Genomic DNA, 14336 nt, shown 5'->3' with positions numbered 1-14336 from the left:
AATAATCTGTTATTCCCATTCATTCACGACCAGAGAGAAAGAATGCCTATGTGAATGGTAAATCAATGATATTAAATACTTTAAAAAGAAAACATCCACGACGGAAAATACATATTTCAAAACACCTGCTAAATGTACTTATTTCTGCAAATGCTTTTTTAGTCCAATTTTAGACAATTCATATAGCCTGAAAAGCAAAATCCAGCACAATAAGCTAAAGCCTATAACCTGTCTGTTCAGCCTGTCGGAACCGTTTTTACCGTCAGGGGTTGACATGAACAGCCGTATCCAGTACCACTAAAAGTATATTGAATTTAACGGAGCACGATTCATGACACGCACCCATCGTTTCACCGGTCTACTACTACTAAACGCATCTTCTGTGCGCGGTAGACTGGCGGGCGAAATTCAGCGTTGAATCGTCACCAGTAAGACTAAAAACCCGCGCCACTGCGCGGGTTTTTTTATGCTCGTAGCAAGGCGCCCTAAGACTGACAAGGACCTAACCCATGAGCCAGCAAGTCATTATTTTCGATACTACTTTACGTGACGGTGAACAGGCATTACAGGCAAGCCTGAGTGTAAAAGAGAAGCTGCAGATTGCGCTGGCTCTCGAGCGAATGGGCGTCGACGTCATGGAGGTGGGGTTCCCGGTCTCTTCTCCGGGTGATTTCGAATCTGTACAGACCATTGCGCGCACCATTAAAAATAGCCGCGTCTGTGGCCTGGCACGCTGTGTAGAGAAAGACATCGACGTTGCGGCCGAGTCGCTGAAAGTGGCCGAAGCCTTCCGTATTCACACCTTCATTGCTACCTCGCCAATGCATATCGCAACCAAATTGCGCAGCACGCTGGATGAGGTGATTGAACGCGCGGTGTATATGGTTAAGCGCGCACGTAACTATACCGATGACGTTGAATTCTCTTGCGAAGACGCGGGCCGTACGCCAATCGAAGACCTGGCGCGCGTTGTGGAAGCCGCCATCAACGCGGGCGCGAAAACCATCAACATCCCGGACACCGTCGGCTACACCATGCCGTTTGAGTTCTCTAACATCATCACCGGCCTGTATGACCGCGTACCGAATATTGATAAAGCAATTATCTCCGTCCACACCCACGATGATTTAGGGCTGGCGGTGGGCAATGCCATCGCCGCTGTCCACGCCGGTGCGCGCCAGGTAGAAGGCGCGATGAACGGTATCGGTGAACGCGCGGGCAACTGTTCGCTGGAAGAAGTGATCATGGCGATCAAAGTGCGCAAAGACATCATGAACGTGCACACCCGCATCAATCACAACGAAATCTGGCGCACCAGCCAGACCGTCAGCCAGATTTGCAACATGCCGATTCCGGCCAACAAAGCGATTGTCGGCACGGGTGCGTTCGCGCATTCCTCTGGTATCCACCAGGACGGCGTACTGAAAAACCGCGAAAACTACGAAATCATGACCCCGGAATCTATCGGTCTGAACCAGGTGCAGTTGAACCTGACCTCCCGTTCCGGCCGCGCTGCGGTGAAACACCGTATGGAAGAGATGGGTTATCAGGACAGCGATTACAACATGGATCAGCTGTACGACGCATTCCTGAAGCTGGCCGACAAAAAAGGTCAGGTGTTCGACTATGACCTGGAAGCGCTGGCTTTTATTAACAAACAGCAGGAAGAGCCAGAGCACTTCCGTCTGGATTACTTCAACGTGCAGTCCGGCTCCAGCGACATCGCCACCGCCTCGGTCAAACTGGCCTGTGGTGACGAGATTAAAGCCGAAGCGGCAAACGGTAACGGCCCTGTCGACGCCATCTATCAGGCAATCAACCGCGTCACCGAATACGACGTTGAGCTGGTGAAATATGACCTGACGGCGAAAGGGCATGGTAAAGACGCTTTAGGCCAGGTGGATATCGTCGTCAATTACAACGGTCGCCGTTTCCACGGAGTGGGTCTGGCGACGGATATTGTCGAATCCTCCGCGAAAGCAATGGTGCATGTCCTGAACAACATCTGGCGCGCCGCTGAAGTCGAAAAAGAGTTGCAACGCAAAGCTCAGAATAAAGAGAACAACAAGGAAACCGTGTAATGTCGAAGAATTACCATATTGCTGTGTTGCCGGGTGACGGTATTGGCCCGGAAGTGATGGCACAGGCGCTGAAAGTACTGGAAGCCGTTCGCTCGCGTTTTGCGATGAAAATCACCACCAGCCATTACGACGTGGGCGGTATTGCCATTGATAACCACGGTACGCCGCTGCCAAAAGCCACCGTTGAAGGCTGCGAAAATGCCGACGCCGTGCTGTTTGGCTCCGTCGGTGGCCCAAAATGGGAACACCTGCCGCCGGCTGAGCAGCCAGAGCGCGGCGCGCTGCTGCCGCTGCGTAAACACTTTAAGTTGTTCAGCAATCTGCGTCCGGCGAAGCTCTACCAGGGGCTGGAAGAATTCTGCCCGCTGCGCGCGGATATCGCGGCCAACGGTTTCGACATTCTCTGCGTACGCGAGCTGACCGGCGGAATTTACTTCGGTCAGCCAAAGGGCCGCGAAGGCAGCGGCCAGCATGAAAAAGCATTCGATACCGAGGTATATCACCGTTTCGAAATTGAACGTATTGCCCATATCGCCTTTGAGTCGGCGCGTAAACGCCGTCATAAAGTGACCTCCATTGATAAAGCGAACGTGCTGCAGTCGTCCATTTTGTGGCGTGAGATCGTCAGCGAAGTCGCGAAGCAGTATCCGGACGTTGAGCTGTCGCATATGTACATTGATAACGCGACCATGCAGCTGATTAAGGATCCCTCCCAGTTTGACGTGCTGCTCTGCTCTAACCTGTTCGGCGATATCCTGTCTGACGAGTGCGCGATGATCACCGGCTCCATGGGGATGTTGCCATCCGCCAGCCTGAATGAAGAAGGCTTCGGGCTGTACGAACCTGCCGGGGGCTCCGCACCGGATATCGCAGGCAAAAACATCGCCAACCCGATTGCACAGATCCTCTCCCTGGCTCTGCTGCTGCGCTACAGCCTTGATGCAGGTGATGCAGCAACCGCAATTGAAAACGCCATTAACCGGGCGTTAGAAGAAGGCGTCCGTACCGGTGATTTAGCACGCGGCACGGCAGCAGTCAGTACTGATGAAATGGGCGACATCATTGCCCGCTATGTCGCTGAAGGGGTGTAATCATGGCCAAAACCTTATATGAAAAGTTGTTTGATGCACACGTTGTCTACGAAGCACCAAACGAAACCCCACTGCTGTATATCGACCGTCATCTGGTACACGAAGTGACCTCCCCGCAGGCATTTGACGGCCTGCGTGCGCACAAGCGTCCCGTGCGTCAGCCGGGAAAAACCTTCGCGACGATGGATCATAACGTTTCCACTCAGACCAAAGACATCAATGCGTCGGGTGAGATGGCTCGTATCCAGATGCAGGAACTGATTAAGAACTGCAACGAATTTGGCGTGGAGTTGTACGATCTGAACCACCCTTATCAGGGCATCGTCCACGTGATGGGGCCGGAGCAAGGGATTACCCTGCCGGGCATGACCATCGTCTGCGGTGACTCTCATACCGCAACGCACGGCGCGTTTGGCGCGCTGGCGTTTGGTATCGGTACGTCTGAAGTGGAACACGTTCTGGCGACGCAGACCCTGAAACAGGGCCGCGCCAAAACCATGAAGATTGAAGTGAAAGGTAAAGCCGCACCGGGGATCACGGCGAAAGACATCGTGCTGGCTATCATCGGCAAAACCGGCAGCGCAGGCGGTACCGGTCACGTAGTGGAATTTTGCGGCGACGCTATTCAGGCGCTGAGCATGGAAGGTCGTATGACCCTGTGCAACATGGCCATTGAGATGGGCGCCAAAGCAGGCCTGGTGGCACCAGACGAAACGACCTTCAACTATGTGAAAGGTCGTCTGCACGCGCCAAAAGGCCAGGATTTTGACGATGCGGTCGCGTACTGGAAAACCCTGAAAACCGACGACGGGGCAACCTTTGACACCGTTGTCACGCTGCAGGCAGAAGAGATTGCGCCTCAGGTGACCTGGGGCACCAACCCGGGTCAGGTGATTTCCGTTAACGACAGCATTCCTGACCCGGCCTCCTTTGCCGATCCGGTCGAGCGTGCCAGTGCGGAGAAAGCGCTGGCCTATATGGGACTGAAGCCCGGTGTGCCGTTGACCGACGTGACCATTGATAAAGTCTTCATTGGATCCTGTACCAACTCCCGTATCGAAGATTTACGTGCTGCTGCAGAGATTGCTAAAGGCCGCAAAGTTGCGCCGGGCGTGCAGGCGCTGGTGGTTCCCGGTTCCGGTCCGGTGAAGGTTCAGGCAGAAGCGGAAGGGCTGGATAAGATCTTTATCGAAGCAGGTTTTGAGTGGCGTTTGCCGGGATGCTCCATGTGTCTGGCTATGAACAACGACCGTCTGAATCCAGGCGAACGTTGTGCTTCCACCAGCAACCGTAACTTTGAAGGCCGTCAGGGCCGCGGTGGGCGTACCCATCTGGTCAGCCCGGCAATGGCCGCCGCTGCAGCCGTTACCGGCCATTTCGCCGACATTCGCAGCCTGAAATAAGGAGACAATCATGGCAGAGAAATTTACCCAACACACAGGCCGGGTTGTCCCCCTGGATGCCGCTAACGTCGATACTGACGCCATCATTCCTAAGCAGTTTTTGCAGAAAGTGACCCGCACCGGTTTTGGTGCACACCTGTTCAACGACTGGCGTTTCCTGGATGACAAAGGCGAAGTGCCTAATCCAGAATTCGTTCTGAACTTCCCGGAATACACTGGCGCGTCCATTCTGCTGGCGCGGGAAAACTTTGGCTGCGGTTCTTCGCGTGAACATGCTCCCTGGGCGCTCACCGATTACGGCTTTAAGGTGGTTATCGCCCCGAGCTTCGCGGATATCTTCTACGGTAACAGCTTCAACAATCAGCTGCTGCCGGTGACGCTGAGTGACGAACAGGTTGATGAGCTGTTTGCGCTGGTTAAGGCGAATCCGGGCATGGCGTTTGAAGTGGATTTGGAAGCGGAAGTGGTTAAAGCGGGTGAGAAGACCTACAGCTTCAGCATTGATGCATTCCGCCGTCACTGCATGCTGAACGGTCTGGACAGCATTGGTCTGACGCTCCAGCATGAAGACGCCATCTCAGCGTACGAGAAAAAACAGCCTGCGTTTATGGGCTAAAGGCAATGGCCCGCGAAAAGCGGGCCATTGATAAGGGTGCGTTGAGGCTCAACCACTCTGGAGAGGCGGGGAAACCTTCCCCGCCAATACCGCTAACGTTTTGCTTCGTAAGCCAACACTGCTGCCAGCTCTGTTTTCTCCTGTCTGAAATGCAATTCACATAGCGAATCACGCACCATCCAGGTGAAGATCAACAGCGTCGTACAGATCAGAAACAAACCTAACAGCAGAGTACGTTTTGGCATTCCAGCCTCCTTATTGCTTTTCGGCAATGAAGAGACTAACCTCGCAATGTGTGTTGTGAAGTTGGTCTCCCCATCAGTTTTATTGATGTGGGACTCTCCACTGTTTGCCTTTTGCGAAAGCCTGAGGCAAACAGCCTCAAGCACCCGCCACGCAATCTATGCGCCTTCTCTTCATCTGTCAGAAAGTCGTTTCATTTCGTGAAGCCGCCTTCCAAAATCAAACATCCTTAACCCGGCATGTCAGCCCAAGCGTGATGACCGAAATCGCGGCAATCATCCAGTAAACCGAGGCATGTCCGTAGCTCTGCGCCAGCGCTCCCTGAATCACCCCCGCCAGAATGACGCCTGTCGAAATGCTGTTGGTGAAAAGCGTGGTCGCCGAGCCAGCGCGTCCCGGCATTAAGTCCTGGAACCAGAGCATGCCGATCCCGGCCACGATCCCGATGAATATGGCATTGAACAGCTGCAGCGCCAGCAGTGCTTCGCGCGAATGGAAGAAGATCAGCCCAAGATAGAACAACACCCCGGCGGCAACCGCAACCACCATCATTTTGCGTTTACCGAAGCGCTTTACGTAATATCCTGCAAGAATCATCGCCGGAATCTCCAGCCCGGCAGCCGTTCCCATTAAGATCCCGGCGAGCTTGTCCGGCAGACCGAGATCGCTGCTGATCCACAGTGGCATATCAATGATGTACATGGTATTGCAGGTCCACATCAGCGTGGAGGCGATAAACAACATACGGACGTTTTTGTCCTGCCAGCCGCTCACTTGCGTAATCGGCTTATCCGTCGTCTGTTCGACGCGCGCCACAGACGGTAATACGAAGGCAATCAGCGCCAGGCTGATGGCAAAAATCGCCGCGGCGATAGAGAACATGGCGGTAAAACCGTAGTTCAATGCCAGCATGAAGGCCAGCGGCGGGCCGATGACCCATGCCAGTGAAAGCTGAGCACGCATCACCGAGCTGAACATCACCACTTCCCGCGCGGAGTTATCCGCGTATTCTCGGGCCAGGGCGAAAAGCTGCGGCATGGCGGTATTCGCCAGCGACGCCAGCAGGACGCCGCAGGTAATGAGCGTCAGGTAATGGCGATTGAACGCAAAGAGTAGCGCGTTGCCCACGGCCATGGCGCAGCAAAAGAGGATCAGCTTGCGGCGATCGCCCTGGCTGTCCGATCGTTTCGCCAGCGCGAGGCTGACCAGGATCCCGGCAATGGCGTTAACGGTGTAAAACAGGCCGACCCAAAACGGCTGCGCCCCCACCTCGCGGCTGAGGAACAGGCTCAACGTCGGCGCCTGCAACGCCCCCGCCACGCCCATCATAAAGGCTACCAGCATAAAAGCGGCATATACGCCATTCAGGCGGCGCCCCATCGTCATCAACCACAGCATACGCAAGTCCTTGTGAAAGCGAATCGAAATTGGGTGAAAGAATAAACGAAAAAAGCCAGCAAAAACATTTTGCTGGCGGGTGATAAACACCAATACTCAGTCACACATGATCGAGGCGAGTTAGCGGGAAGAGGTCGGTTTCGTAACGTCCCACTGCATCAGTTCTTCTAACATTTTCAGCCGCTGCTCTGCACACCGGCGGGCCAGCCAGGACGCTCCTTTTGTCGCTGAAAAGTACTGCTGATAAAACTGACGTGCGGTAGACCTCTTCATAATTTACCTCCTCACTTCATCGGGGAGAATTATTGGCCTAATATAGGGATAAATAAATTGCTGGTTTTTTGTCAGGAGTTCCCCTTTTATGCCTTCTGGTCGTCTGCAACAACAATTTATCCGCCTCTGGCAGTGCTGCGAGGGGCAATCGCAGGAGACCACTCTCAACGAGCTGGCTGACCTGCTCAATTGTTCGCGCCGTCATATGCGCACGCTGCTTAACACCATGCAGCAGCAGGGCTGGTTAAGCTGGGAAGCGGAGGCAGGACGCGGGAAGCGCTCACGTTTGACCTTTCTCTATACCGGTCTGGCGTTGCAGCAGCAGCGCGCGGAGGATCTGCTGGAGCAGGATCGCATCGACCAGCTGGTGCAGCTGGTGGGCGACAAAGCCGCCGTGCGCCAGATGCTGGTCTCACATCTTGGACGTAGCTTTCGTCAGGGCCGCCACATTCTGCGGGTGCTCTACTACCGTCCGATGAAAAATCTGTTACCCGGCACGGTGTTACGGCGTTCTGAAACCCACATGGCCCGGCAGATTTTCAGCGGCCTGACGCGGATAAATGAGGAAAATGGGGAACTGGAAGCGGATATCGCGCATCACTGGCAGCAACTTTCCCCGTGCCACTGGCGCTTCTTCTTACGCCCCGGCATCCACTTTCACCACGGTCGCGAACTGGACATGCGCGACGTCATCGCCTCTCTGGAACGTGCCCGCAAGCTACCGCTTTATTCACACATTTCCCGCGTTCATTCCCCGACGGCATGGACGCTGGATATTGAGCTGTCGCAGCAGGACAAATGGCTTCCCTGGCTGCTGGGCTATGTGCCGTCGATGATTTTGCCCGCCGAGTGGGAGTCGCTGAACAATTTCGCCAGCCTGCCGATTGGCACCGGCCCCTACTCCGTGTCCCGCAATAACAACAACCAGCTGAAAATTCGCGCGTTTGATGACTACTTTGGCTATCGGGCACTGATCGACGAAGTGAACGTCTGGGTATTACCGGATCTTAATGAAGATCTCAGCTGCGGGCTGACGCTGGAAGGCCCCACCACGGGAGAAAAAGCGGTGGAGAGTCGTCTGGAGGAGGGATGCTACTACCTGCTGTTTGATAGCCGCACCCACCGCGGGGCAAACCAAGCCGTTCGTCAGTGGGTCAGCCACGTGCTGTCCCCCTCCAATCTGATCTACCATGCGGAAGAGCAGTACCAGACATACTGGTTCCCGGCGTACGGCCTGCTTCCGCGCTGGCACCACGCCCGCCCGGCGCACTGCGACAGACCTGCCGGGCTGGAGTCCATCACCCTGACCTACTACCGCGAGCACGTGGAGCATCGTTTTATCGCCGGGATCATGGCCAGGCTGCTGGCAGCCGAAGGCGTGACGCTGGAGATCAGAGAAGTGGACTATGACGAATGGCACCGGGGGGAGATCGTCAGTGATATCTGGCTAAACAGCGCCAACTTCACCCTGCCGCTCGATTTCTCGCTCTTTTCTCATCTGTATGAGATCCCGCTGATCCAGCACTGTATCAACCGTGACTGGCAGCAGGACGCTGCCCAGTGGCGCGCTGGCGACATGAATCTTGCCGTGTGGTGCCAGCAATTGCTGGCTGAACAGGCGATTGTACCTCTGATACACCACTGGCTGATGATCCAGGGTCAACGCAGTATGCGCGGTCTGCGGATGAACACCCTGGGCTGGTTTGATTTCAAATCAGCCTGGTTTGCGCCGCCGGAGCCATAACGCTTTCGTAATATTCACCAAATCATTACAATAGCGCCGTTCTCAACGGGGTGCTGCATCACAGATGTGCGCTGAGATAATACCCGTCGAACCTGATCCGGATAACGCCGGCGAAGGGATTTGAGGCTGTCTCTCAAAATCCTTTGCCACTCAACCCTGAGGTGCAAAGTGTTAAAAAAAGTTCTTCCTCTGCTGGCGCTGTTTGCGCTGCCTGCGTTCGCGAAGCCCGTCCTGACGGTCTATACCTACGACTCGTTCTCTGCCGACTGGGGCCCTGGCCCGGTAGTCAAAAAAGCCTTTGAAGCTGACTGTAATTGCGAGCTGAAATTCGTGGCGCTGGAAGATGGCGTGTCGCTGCTTAACCGTCTGCGTATGGAAGGGAAAAACAGCAAAGCCGACGTGGTGCTCGGGCTGGATAACAACCTGCTGGAAGCCGCCACGCAAACCAAACTGTTTGCCAAAAGCGGCGTAGCGGCAGAGGCCGTCAACGTGCCGGGCGGCTGGAACAACGACACCTTTGTGCCGTTCGACTACGGCTACTTTGCTTTCGTCTATGACAAAAACAAGCTGAAAAATCCGCCGAAGAGCCTGAAGGAGCTGGTGGAGAGCGACCAGAAATGGCGCGTGATTTATGAAGATCCGCGTACCAGCACGCCAGGCCTGGGACTGCTGCTGTGGATGCAGAAGGTCTACGGGGAGAACGCGCCGCAAGCGTGGCAGAAGCTGGCCGCCAAAACCGTCACTGTGACCAAAGGCTGGAGTGAAGCGTATGGTTTGTTCCTGAAAGGCGAAAGCGATCTGGTGCTCAGCTACACCACCTCGCCGGCTTACCACATTATCGCCGAGAAGAAAGACAACTACGCCGCCGCGAATTTTGCCGAAGGGCATTATCTGCAGGTGGAGGTTGCCGCGCGTACCGCTGCCAGCAAACAGCCGGAACTCGCCGAGAAGTTCCTGAAATTTATGGTTTCTCCGGCGTTCCAGAATGCCATTCCTGCGGGCAACTGGATGTATCCCGTCACCCACGTTGCACTGCCGGCCGGTTTCGACCAGTTAACCAAACCACAAACGTCGCTGGAGTTTACGCCGCAGCAGGTGGCCGCGCAGCGAGCAGCATGGGTAAGTGAATGGCAACGCGCCGTCAGCCGTTAATTCCTGGCTGGTTACTTCCCGGACTGCTCGCCGCCATGCTGATGGTGGTAGTCAGTCTGGGAGCATTCCTTGCGTTGTGGTTTAACGCGCCGGAGAGCGATCTGCTCGCGCTCTGGCGCGATAGCTATCTCTGGCACGTCATTCGTTTCTCCTTCTGGCAGGCGTTTCTTTCTGCCCTGCTGTCAGCGCTCCCGGCTATTTTTCTTGCGCGGGCTCTGTATCGTCGGCATTTCCCCGGAAGAGTAGTCCTGCTGCGCCTGTGCGCAATGACGCTGATCCTGCCCGTGCTGGTCGCGGTATTTGGTATCCTGAGTGTTTACGGTCGACAGGGCTGGCTGGCGTTGCTGTTTGCCCGGTTTGGTCTGGAATGGACCTTCTCGCCATACGGCCTGCAGGGCATTCTGCTGGCGCACGTGTTTTTCAATATGCCGATGGCAACGCGCCTCTTTTTGCAGGCACTGGAGAATATTCCCGGCGAACAACGCCAGATTGCCGCTCAGCTTGGCATGCGTGGATGGTCGTTTTTCCGCTTTGTCGAATGGCCTTGGTTAAGACGTCAGATTGCCCCGGTTGCCGCGCTGATCTTTATGCTCTGCTTCGCCAGCTTCGCCACCGTGCTTTCTCTCGGCGGCGGGCCACAGGCGACCACCATTGAGCTGGCGATTTATCAGGCCTTAAGTTACGACTACGATCCGGGCCGCGCCGCGCTTCTGGCGATCGTGCAGATGGCGTGCTGTCTGGTGCTGGTGCTGCTGAGCCAGCGCCTGAGCAAAGCGATTCCCCCGGGCAGCAATAGCCTCTCGGGCTGGCGCGATCCGCAGGATAGCCTGCACAGCCGCGTCTCCGATTTTATCCTGATCGTGCTGGCACTCCTGCTTCTGTTGCCACCGCTGCTGGCCGTTATCGTTGATGGCCTGAACAGGAATGTGGTGTCAGTACTGCAACAGCCCGTGCTGTGGCAAGCGACGTGGACCTCGGTACGCATTGCGCTGGCAGCCGGAGCGCTATGCGTGATCCTGACCATGATGTTGCTCTGGAGCAGCCGCGAGCTCTACGCGCGTCATGCCCGTAAAGCCGGACAAGCGCTGGAGCTAACGGGCATGCTGATCCTGGCGATGCCGGGCATTGTGCTGGCGACCGGTTTCTTCCTGCTGTTTAACACCACCGTCGGCCTGCCGGAAAGTGCTGACGGCATCGTCATTTTTACCAATGCCTTAATGGCCATCCCCTACGCGCTGAAAGTACTGGAAAATCCTATGCGGGATGTCAACAGCCGCTACAGCGTCCTGTGTCAGTCCCTTGGGATAACCGGCTGGCGGCGGTTAAAGGTGGTGGAACTTCGCGCCCTGAAACGACCGCTCGCCCAGGCACTGGCCTTCGCCTGCGTACTCTCCATCGGGGATTTTGGCGTGGTGGCCCTTTTCGGCAATGACGATTTCCGCACGCTGCCGTTCTGGCTTTATCAGCAGATTGGCTCCTACCGCAGCCAGGACGGGGCCGTCACGGCGCTGCTGCTGCTTCTGCTGTGCTTTGGACTCTTCACCGTTATCGAAAAACTTCCGGGGCGTGATGTTAAAACTGACTGATGTAACCTGGCTTTACCAGCATCTGCCGATGCGCTTCACGCTCTCCGTGCGTCAGGGAGAGATTATTGCGGTGCTTGGCCCAAGCGGTGCGGGAAAAAGCACGCTGCTCAATTTGGTTGCGGGGTTTCTGCAGCCGGCAAGCGGATCGATAGTCATTGAAAATCGGGACCATACCCATACGCCGCCTGCAAAACGTCCTGTCTCCATGCTGTTTCAGGAAAACAACCTGTTTACCCACCTGACGGTGCGGCAAAACATCGCGCTGGGGATGCATCCGGGACTCAAGCTGAACGCCCCCCAGCGCCAGAAGCTAGAGGTCATTGCCGCCCAGATGGGGATCGCGGAATTTCTCGACAGGCTACCCGGCGAGCTTTCCGGCGGCCAGCGTCAGCGCGTGGCGCTTGCCCGTTGTCTGGTCCGTGAACAGCCGATACTGCTGCTGGACGAACCGTTCTCTGCGCTCGACCCGGCGCTGCGCCAGGAGATGCTGACGCTTGTGCAGGACGTCTGTCAGCGCCAGCAGCTGACGATGCTGATGGTTTCGCACAGCATCGAAGATGCCGCACGGATTGCCCCCAGATCGGTGGTCATTGCCGAAGGACGAATTGTGTGGGATGGGATGACAGAAGAACTTCTGAAGGGTAACGCTACCGCGTCGTCGCTGCTGGGCATCAGCGCAGTCTGATGCCCTCACTCTGGCCCTCCCCCACAGGGAGAGGGAAACACATTAACGGCTCACCACCTTCAACAGGATTTCACCGTACACCGGCATCAGAGGATGGCGAATCAGTGCGACGAGCGCCACCACCGCAACGCCCAGCATCAGGGGGGCCAGCCACAAAAGACGAGTGCGCGGAAGATAGCGTGTCAGGCGATCGACACTGGCTTTCGCGCTGCGCCATAACCGCCAGCACAGCCACGCAGCCAGCCACAGCAGCACCGCCGTTGCCAGCAACAGCCACTTAAACTCACCGCTTTGCATGCCGTCAGGAATATCGATGGCCGCACCGGCCAGGATCCCCGGCAGGAAGTAGAACGGCGGCCAGAAGACGCAGCCGATGATGTTCGGCACCACAAACTTTGCAACGGGCAGATCCAGCATTCCGGCAACCATCGGCACCAGAGGACGCGTGGGTCCAACAAAGCGGCCGACGAGAATAGTAAACATGCTGTGCTGATGCAGCGCATGCTCGGTTTTATCCAGCAGCGCTTTGTTCTTTTTCATGAACGACCAGCGGTGCAGCGGCTTCTTAAAGCGCCAGCCCAGCCAGAAGGATATCCAGTCGCCCAGCAGGCAGCCGATTATCCCGGCCAGCCACGCCTGCCAGAAATTGACCTCACCGCTGCCAATCAGCGCGCCAAGACCCGCCATCATCACGGTGCCGGGCAGGATTAACCCCACGAGCGCCAGCGACTCCAGAAAGGCCACCAGCGCCACGGCGATGAGCGAATACATAACGGACTGGGTAATAAAGTGTTCCAGCAATGCCTGCATAACTATTCCGGTCAGAAAACGAATCAGCGATTCTGCTTAGCGCCCCGCACTGCGTCAAGGCAACAATTGTCTGAATAGTTTACAGGTAGCTTTCTGCGTTCACCTGTTTGTTTATCTTTTTTTACCGTTTATTCACATCCCGCGCGGAATTCACTCGGGCTGGCACCGGTGCATTTTTTAAAGACGCGAGAAAAATAGAGCTGATCTTCAAAGCCAACGTTACGCCCCACGGTGGCAATCGGCATCCGGGTGGTGCTGAGCAACAGTTTCGCCTGGCTGATACGCTGATCCTCACGCCAGCTCAGGACGCTGACGCCAAGCTGCTGGCGAAACAGATGTGACAGCCGTGACGGCGACAGACACACATGCTGGGCGACGCTGGCAATATCGAACTGGCTGTCGGCGAGATGGTCGCTGATGTACTGGCAGGCGTCGCGCACGCGGTTATCCAGCGGAGGATTAAGCGACTCGTTAATGGCCTCCATCCGTCGCAGCAGCAGTTGTTCAAGCAGGTTTATCGCCAGCAGTTCAGCGTAGCGACCACCAGCCTGCCCCGCGTCAATAATCTGCGCGAACAGCTCACGGAACTGCGCCAGATGCACTTCATCCGGGCGATAAAAACCGGTGTGCGCAAAAATAGCAGGCCAGGTAAGCCACTCCTGCCAGTAGGCGCGCGGACGGAAATAGACCCACTGGTGATACCACTCTTTGGCATCCGGATGACGGCCGTAGTGGTGGATCTCCCCCGGCGGGAACAGCAGGATATCGCCGGGGCGGCAGACGAACTGCTGGTCGCCATTCTTGATGATCCCCTCTCCGCGTACGGTCAGATTGAGGATATACCCTTTCATCCCGAGCGGTCGGTCGACGTAAAAATCGAGATATCCCTCAGCCTCGATAGGGGTCAGCCCTGCCACAAGGTGCGCGTTAAACGAGTATCCCGGCAACAAGGGATCGTTTTGCGTTTCGGCCATAGATTCAGTTCTCCCAACGGTCCTGAAGGAAACCAATTGTCCATATCACTAAAAGCAGGTCAAAAATGGTCTGCGAAAAGATCCAGAAAGCATCACGCCTCTTTTACGTCCGCCATGTCTCAGCCTTTCCCCCTGATTTCTCCGCCAGAGGAGGCAGATAAGCAGTAACAAAAGTGTCTATAAGTGCGGCAGAAATGTCCACATTGAATATTTGCACGGCGTCACACTTTCCGCTGTAACAGCAATTTAATCCATAAGATTAGCGGATCCTGCCTGACGA

13 protein-coding genes and 1 riboswitch are annotated in these 14336 nt (G+C 55.9%); of the genes, 8 read left to right on the top strand and 5 right to left on the bottom strand.

The genetic code is table 11. From position 1 onward, the window contains the following. Positions 1 to 509: 509 nt before the first annotated feature. From leuA to leuD, 4 genes are read left to right on the top strand one after another with little or no spacing between them, the layout of a single operon-like run. Complete coding sequence (gene leuA, locus ABFI50_RS12685; protein ID WP_014882534.1) at positions 510 to 2081, top strand: 2-isopropylmalate synthase; 1572 nt, start codon at positions 510 to 512, stop codon at positions 2079 to 2081. Then, positions 2081 to 3172: a 3-isopropylmalate dehydrogenase gene (gene leuB / locus ABFI50_RS12680; protein ID WP_014882533.1), complete on the top strand. Its 1092-nt coding sequence runs from the start codon at positions 2081 to 2083 to the stop codon at positions 3170 to 3172. Before leuA ends, leuB begins: the two co-directional genes overlap by 1 nt. Positions 3173 to 3174: 2 nt before the next feature. Then, complete coding sequence (gene leuC / locus ABFI50_RS12675) at positions 3175 to 4575, top strand: 3-isopropylmalate dehydratase large subunit (RefSeq protein ID WP_347484183.1); 1401 nt, start codon at positions 3175 to 3177, stop codon at positions 4573 to 4575. A 10-nt stretch (positions 4576 to 4585) separates the two neighbouring features. Continuing rightward, on the top strand, positions 4586 to 5191 hold the full coding sequence (gene leuD / locus ABFI50_RS12670; RefSeq protein ID WP_014882531.1) for a 3-isopropylmalate dehydratase small subunit: 606 nt from the start codon (positions 4586 to 4588) through the stop codon (positions 5189 to 5191). A gap of 92 nt (positions 5192 to 5283) precedes the next feature. On the opposite strand, the gene ABFI50_RS12665 is transcribed toward leuD, so the two are convergent. The 3 genes from ABFI50_RS12665 to sgrT form a co-directional block, all read right to left on the bottom strand. After that, positions 5284 to 5436: a Hok/Gef family protein gene (locus ABFI50_RS12665; RefSeq protein ID WP_010427008.1), complete on the bottom strand. Its 153-nt coding sequence runs from the start codon at positions 5434 to 5436 to the stop codon at positions 5284 to 5286. 217 nt (positions 5437 to 5653) lie between these two features. Next, a complete protein-coding gene (locus ABFI50_RS12660) occupies positions 5654 to 6832 on the bottom strand; it encodes a sugar efflux transporter (RefSeq protein ID WP_045134566.1) in 1179 nt (392 codons plus the stop codon). Between the two features lie 120 nt (positions 6833 to 6952). Next, positions 6953 to 7105, bottom strand: coding sequence for a glucose uptake inhibitor SgrT (sgrT, locus tag ABFI50_RS12655; protein ID WP_014882529.1), 153 nt, complete (start codon positions 7103 to 7105; stop codon positions 6953 to 6955). 88 nt (positions 7106 to 7193) lie between these two features. Between sgrT and sgrR the strand changes: the two genes are divergently transcribed. From sgrR to thiQ, 4 genes are all read left to right on the top strand, one after another. After that, entirely contained in the window at positions 7194 to 8849 is a 1656-nt protein-coding gene (gene sgrR / locus ABFI50_RS12650) for an HTH-type transcriptional regulator SgrR (RefSeq protein ID WP_347484180.1), read from the top strand. A gap of 36 nt (positions 8850 to 8885) precedes the next feature. Then, a riboswitch (TPP riboswitch) is annotated at positions 8886 to 8986 on the top strand. A gap of 31 nt (positions 8987 to 9017) precedes the next feature. After that, a complete protein-coding gene (thiB, locus tag ABFI50_RS12645) occupies positions 9018 to 10001 on the top strand; it encodes a thiamine ABC transporter substrate binding subunit (protein ID WP_047344030.1) in 984 nt (327 codons plus the stop codon). Beyond that, entirely contained in the window at positions 9977 to 11587 is a 1611-nt protein-coding gene (gene thiP / locus ABFI50_RS12640) for a thiamine/thiamine pyrophosphate ABC transporter permease ThiP (RefSeq protein ID WP_059373552.1), read from the top strand. The genes thiB and thiP overlap by 25 nt, the downstream gene beginning before the upstream one ends. Next, positions 11571 to 12272: a thiamine ABC transporter ATP-binding protein ThiQ gene (gene thiQ / locus ABFI50_RS12635; protein ID WP_087529140.1), complete on the top strand. Its 702-nt coding sequence runs from the start codon at positions 11571 to 11573 to the stop codon at positions 12270 to 12272. Before thiP ends, thiQ begins: the two co-directional genes overlap by 17 nt. 42 nt (positions 12273 to 12314) lie before the next feature. Here thiQ and ABFI50_RS12630 read toward each other — a convergent pair whose 3' ends face one another. After that, on the bottom strand, positions 12315 to 13082 hold the full coding sequence (locus tag ABFI50_RS12630; protein WP_014882517.1) for a DedA family protein: 768 nt from the start codon (positions 13080 to 13082) through the stop codon (positions 12315 to 12317). A 128-nt stretch (positions 13083 to 13210) separates the two neighbouring features. After that, positions 13211 to 14056: an arabinose operon transcriptional regulator AraC gene (gene araC, locus ABFI50_RS12625; RefSeq protein WP_014882516.1), complete on the bottom strand. Its 846-nt coding sequence runs from the start codon at positions 14054 to 14056 to the stop codon at positions 13211 to 13213. Positions 14057 to 14336 lie beyond the last annotated feature (280 nt).

Origin of the sequence: Enterobacter sp. HNDS-6 (assembly GCF_039850505.1) — a bacterium.
Taxonomy (GTDB): Bacteria; Pseudomonadota; Gammaproteobacteria; order Enterobacterales; family Enterobacteriaceae; genus Enterobacter; species Enterobacter kobei.
Note: the sequence above shows the minus strand (reverse complement) of the source record. Positions and strands in the feature narration are given on the sequence as shown.

Coding starts and splice junctions, on each gene's coding strand:
- leuA (WP_014882534.1), top strand. CDS start 510: ATGAGCCAGCAAGTCATTATTTTCGATACTACTTTACGTGACGGTGAA.
- leuB (WP_014882533.1), top strand. CDS start 2,081: ATGTCGAAGAATTACCATATTGCTGTGTTGCCGGGTGACGGTATTGGC.
- leuC (WP_347484183.1), top strand. CDS start 3,175: ATGGCCAAAACCTTATATGAAAAGTTGTTTGATGCACACGTTGTCTAC.
- leuD (WP_014882531.1), top strand. CDS start 4,586: ATGGCAGAGAAATTTACCCAACACACAGGCCGGGTTGTCCCCCTGGAT.
- ABFI50_RS12665 (WP_010427008.1), bottom strand. CDS start 5,436: ATGCCAAAACGTACTCTGCTGTTAGGTTTGTTTCTGATCTGTACGACG.
- ABFI50_RS12660 (WP_045134566.1), bottom strand. CDS start 6,832: ATGCTGTGGTTGATGACGATGGGGCGCCGCCTGAATGGCGTATATGCC.
- sgrT (WP_014882529.1), bottom strand. CDS start 7,105: ATGAAGAGGTCTACCGCACGTCAGTTTTATCAGCAGTACTTTTCAGCG.
- sgrR (WP_347484180.1), top strand. CDS start 7,194: ATGCCTTCTGGTCGTCTGCAACAACAATTTATCCGCCTCTGGCAGTGC.
- thiP (WP_059373552.1), top strand. CDS start 9,977: ATGGCAACGCGCCGTCAGCCGTTAATTCCTGGCTGGTTACTTCCCGGA.
- thiQ (WP_087529140.1), top strand. CDS start 11,571: ATGTTAAAACTGACTGATGTAACCTGGCTTTACCAGCATCTGCCGATG.
- ABFI50_RS12630 (WP_014882517.1), bottom strand. CDS start 13,082: ATGCAGGCATTGCTGGAACACTTTATTACCCAGTCCGTTATGTATTCG.
- araC (WP_014882516.1), bottom strand. CDS start 14,056: ATGGCCGAAACGCAAAACGATCCCTTGTTGCCGGGATACTCGTTTAAC.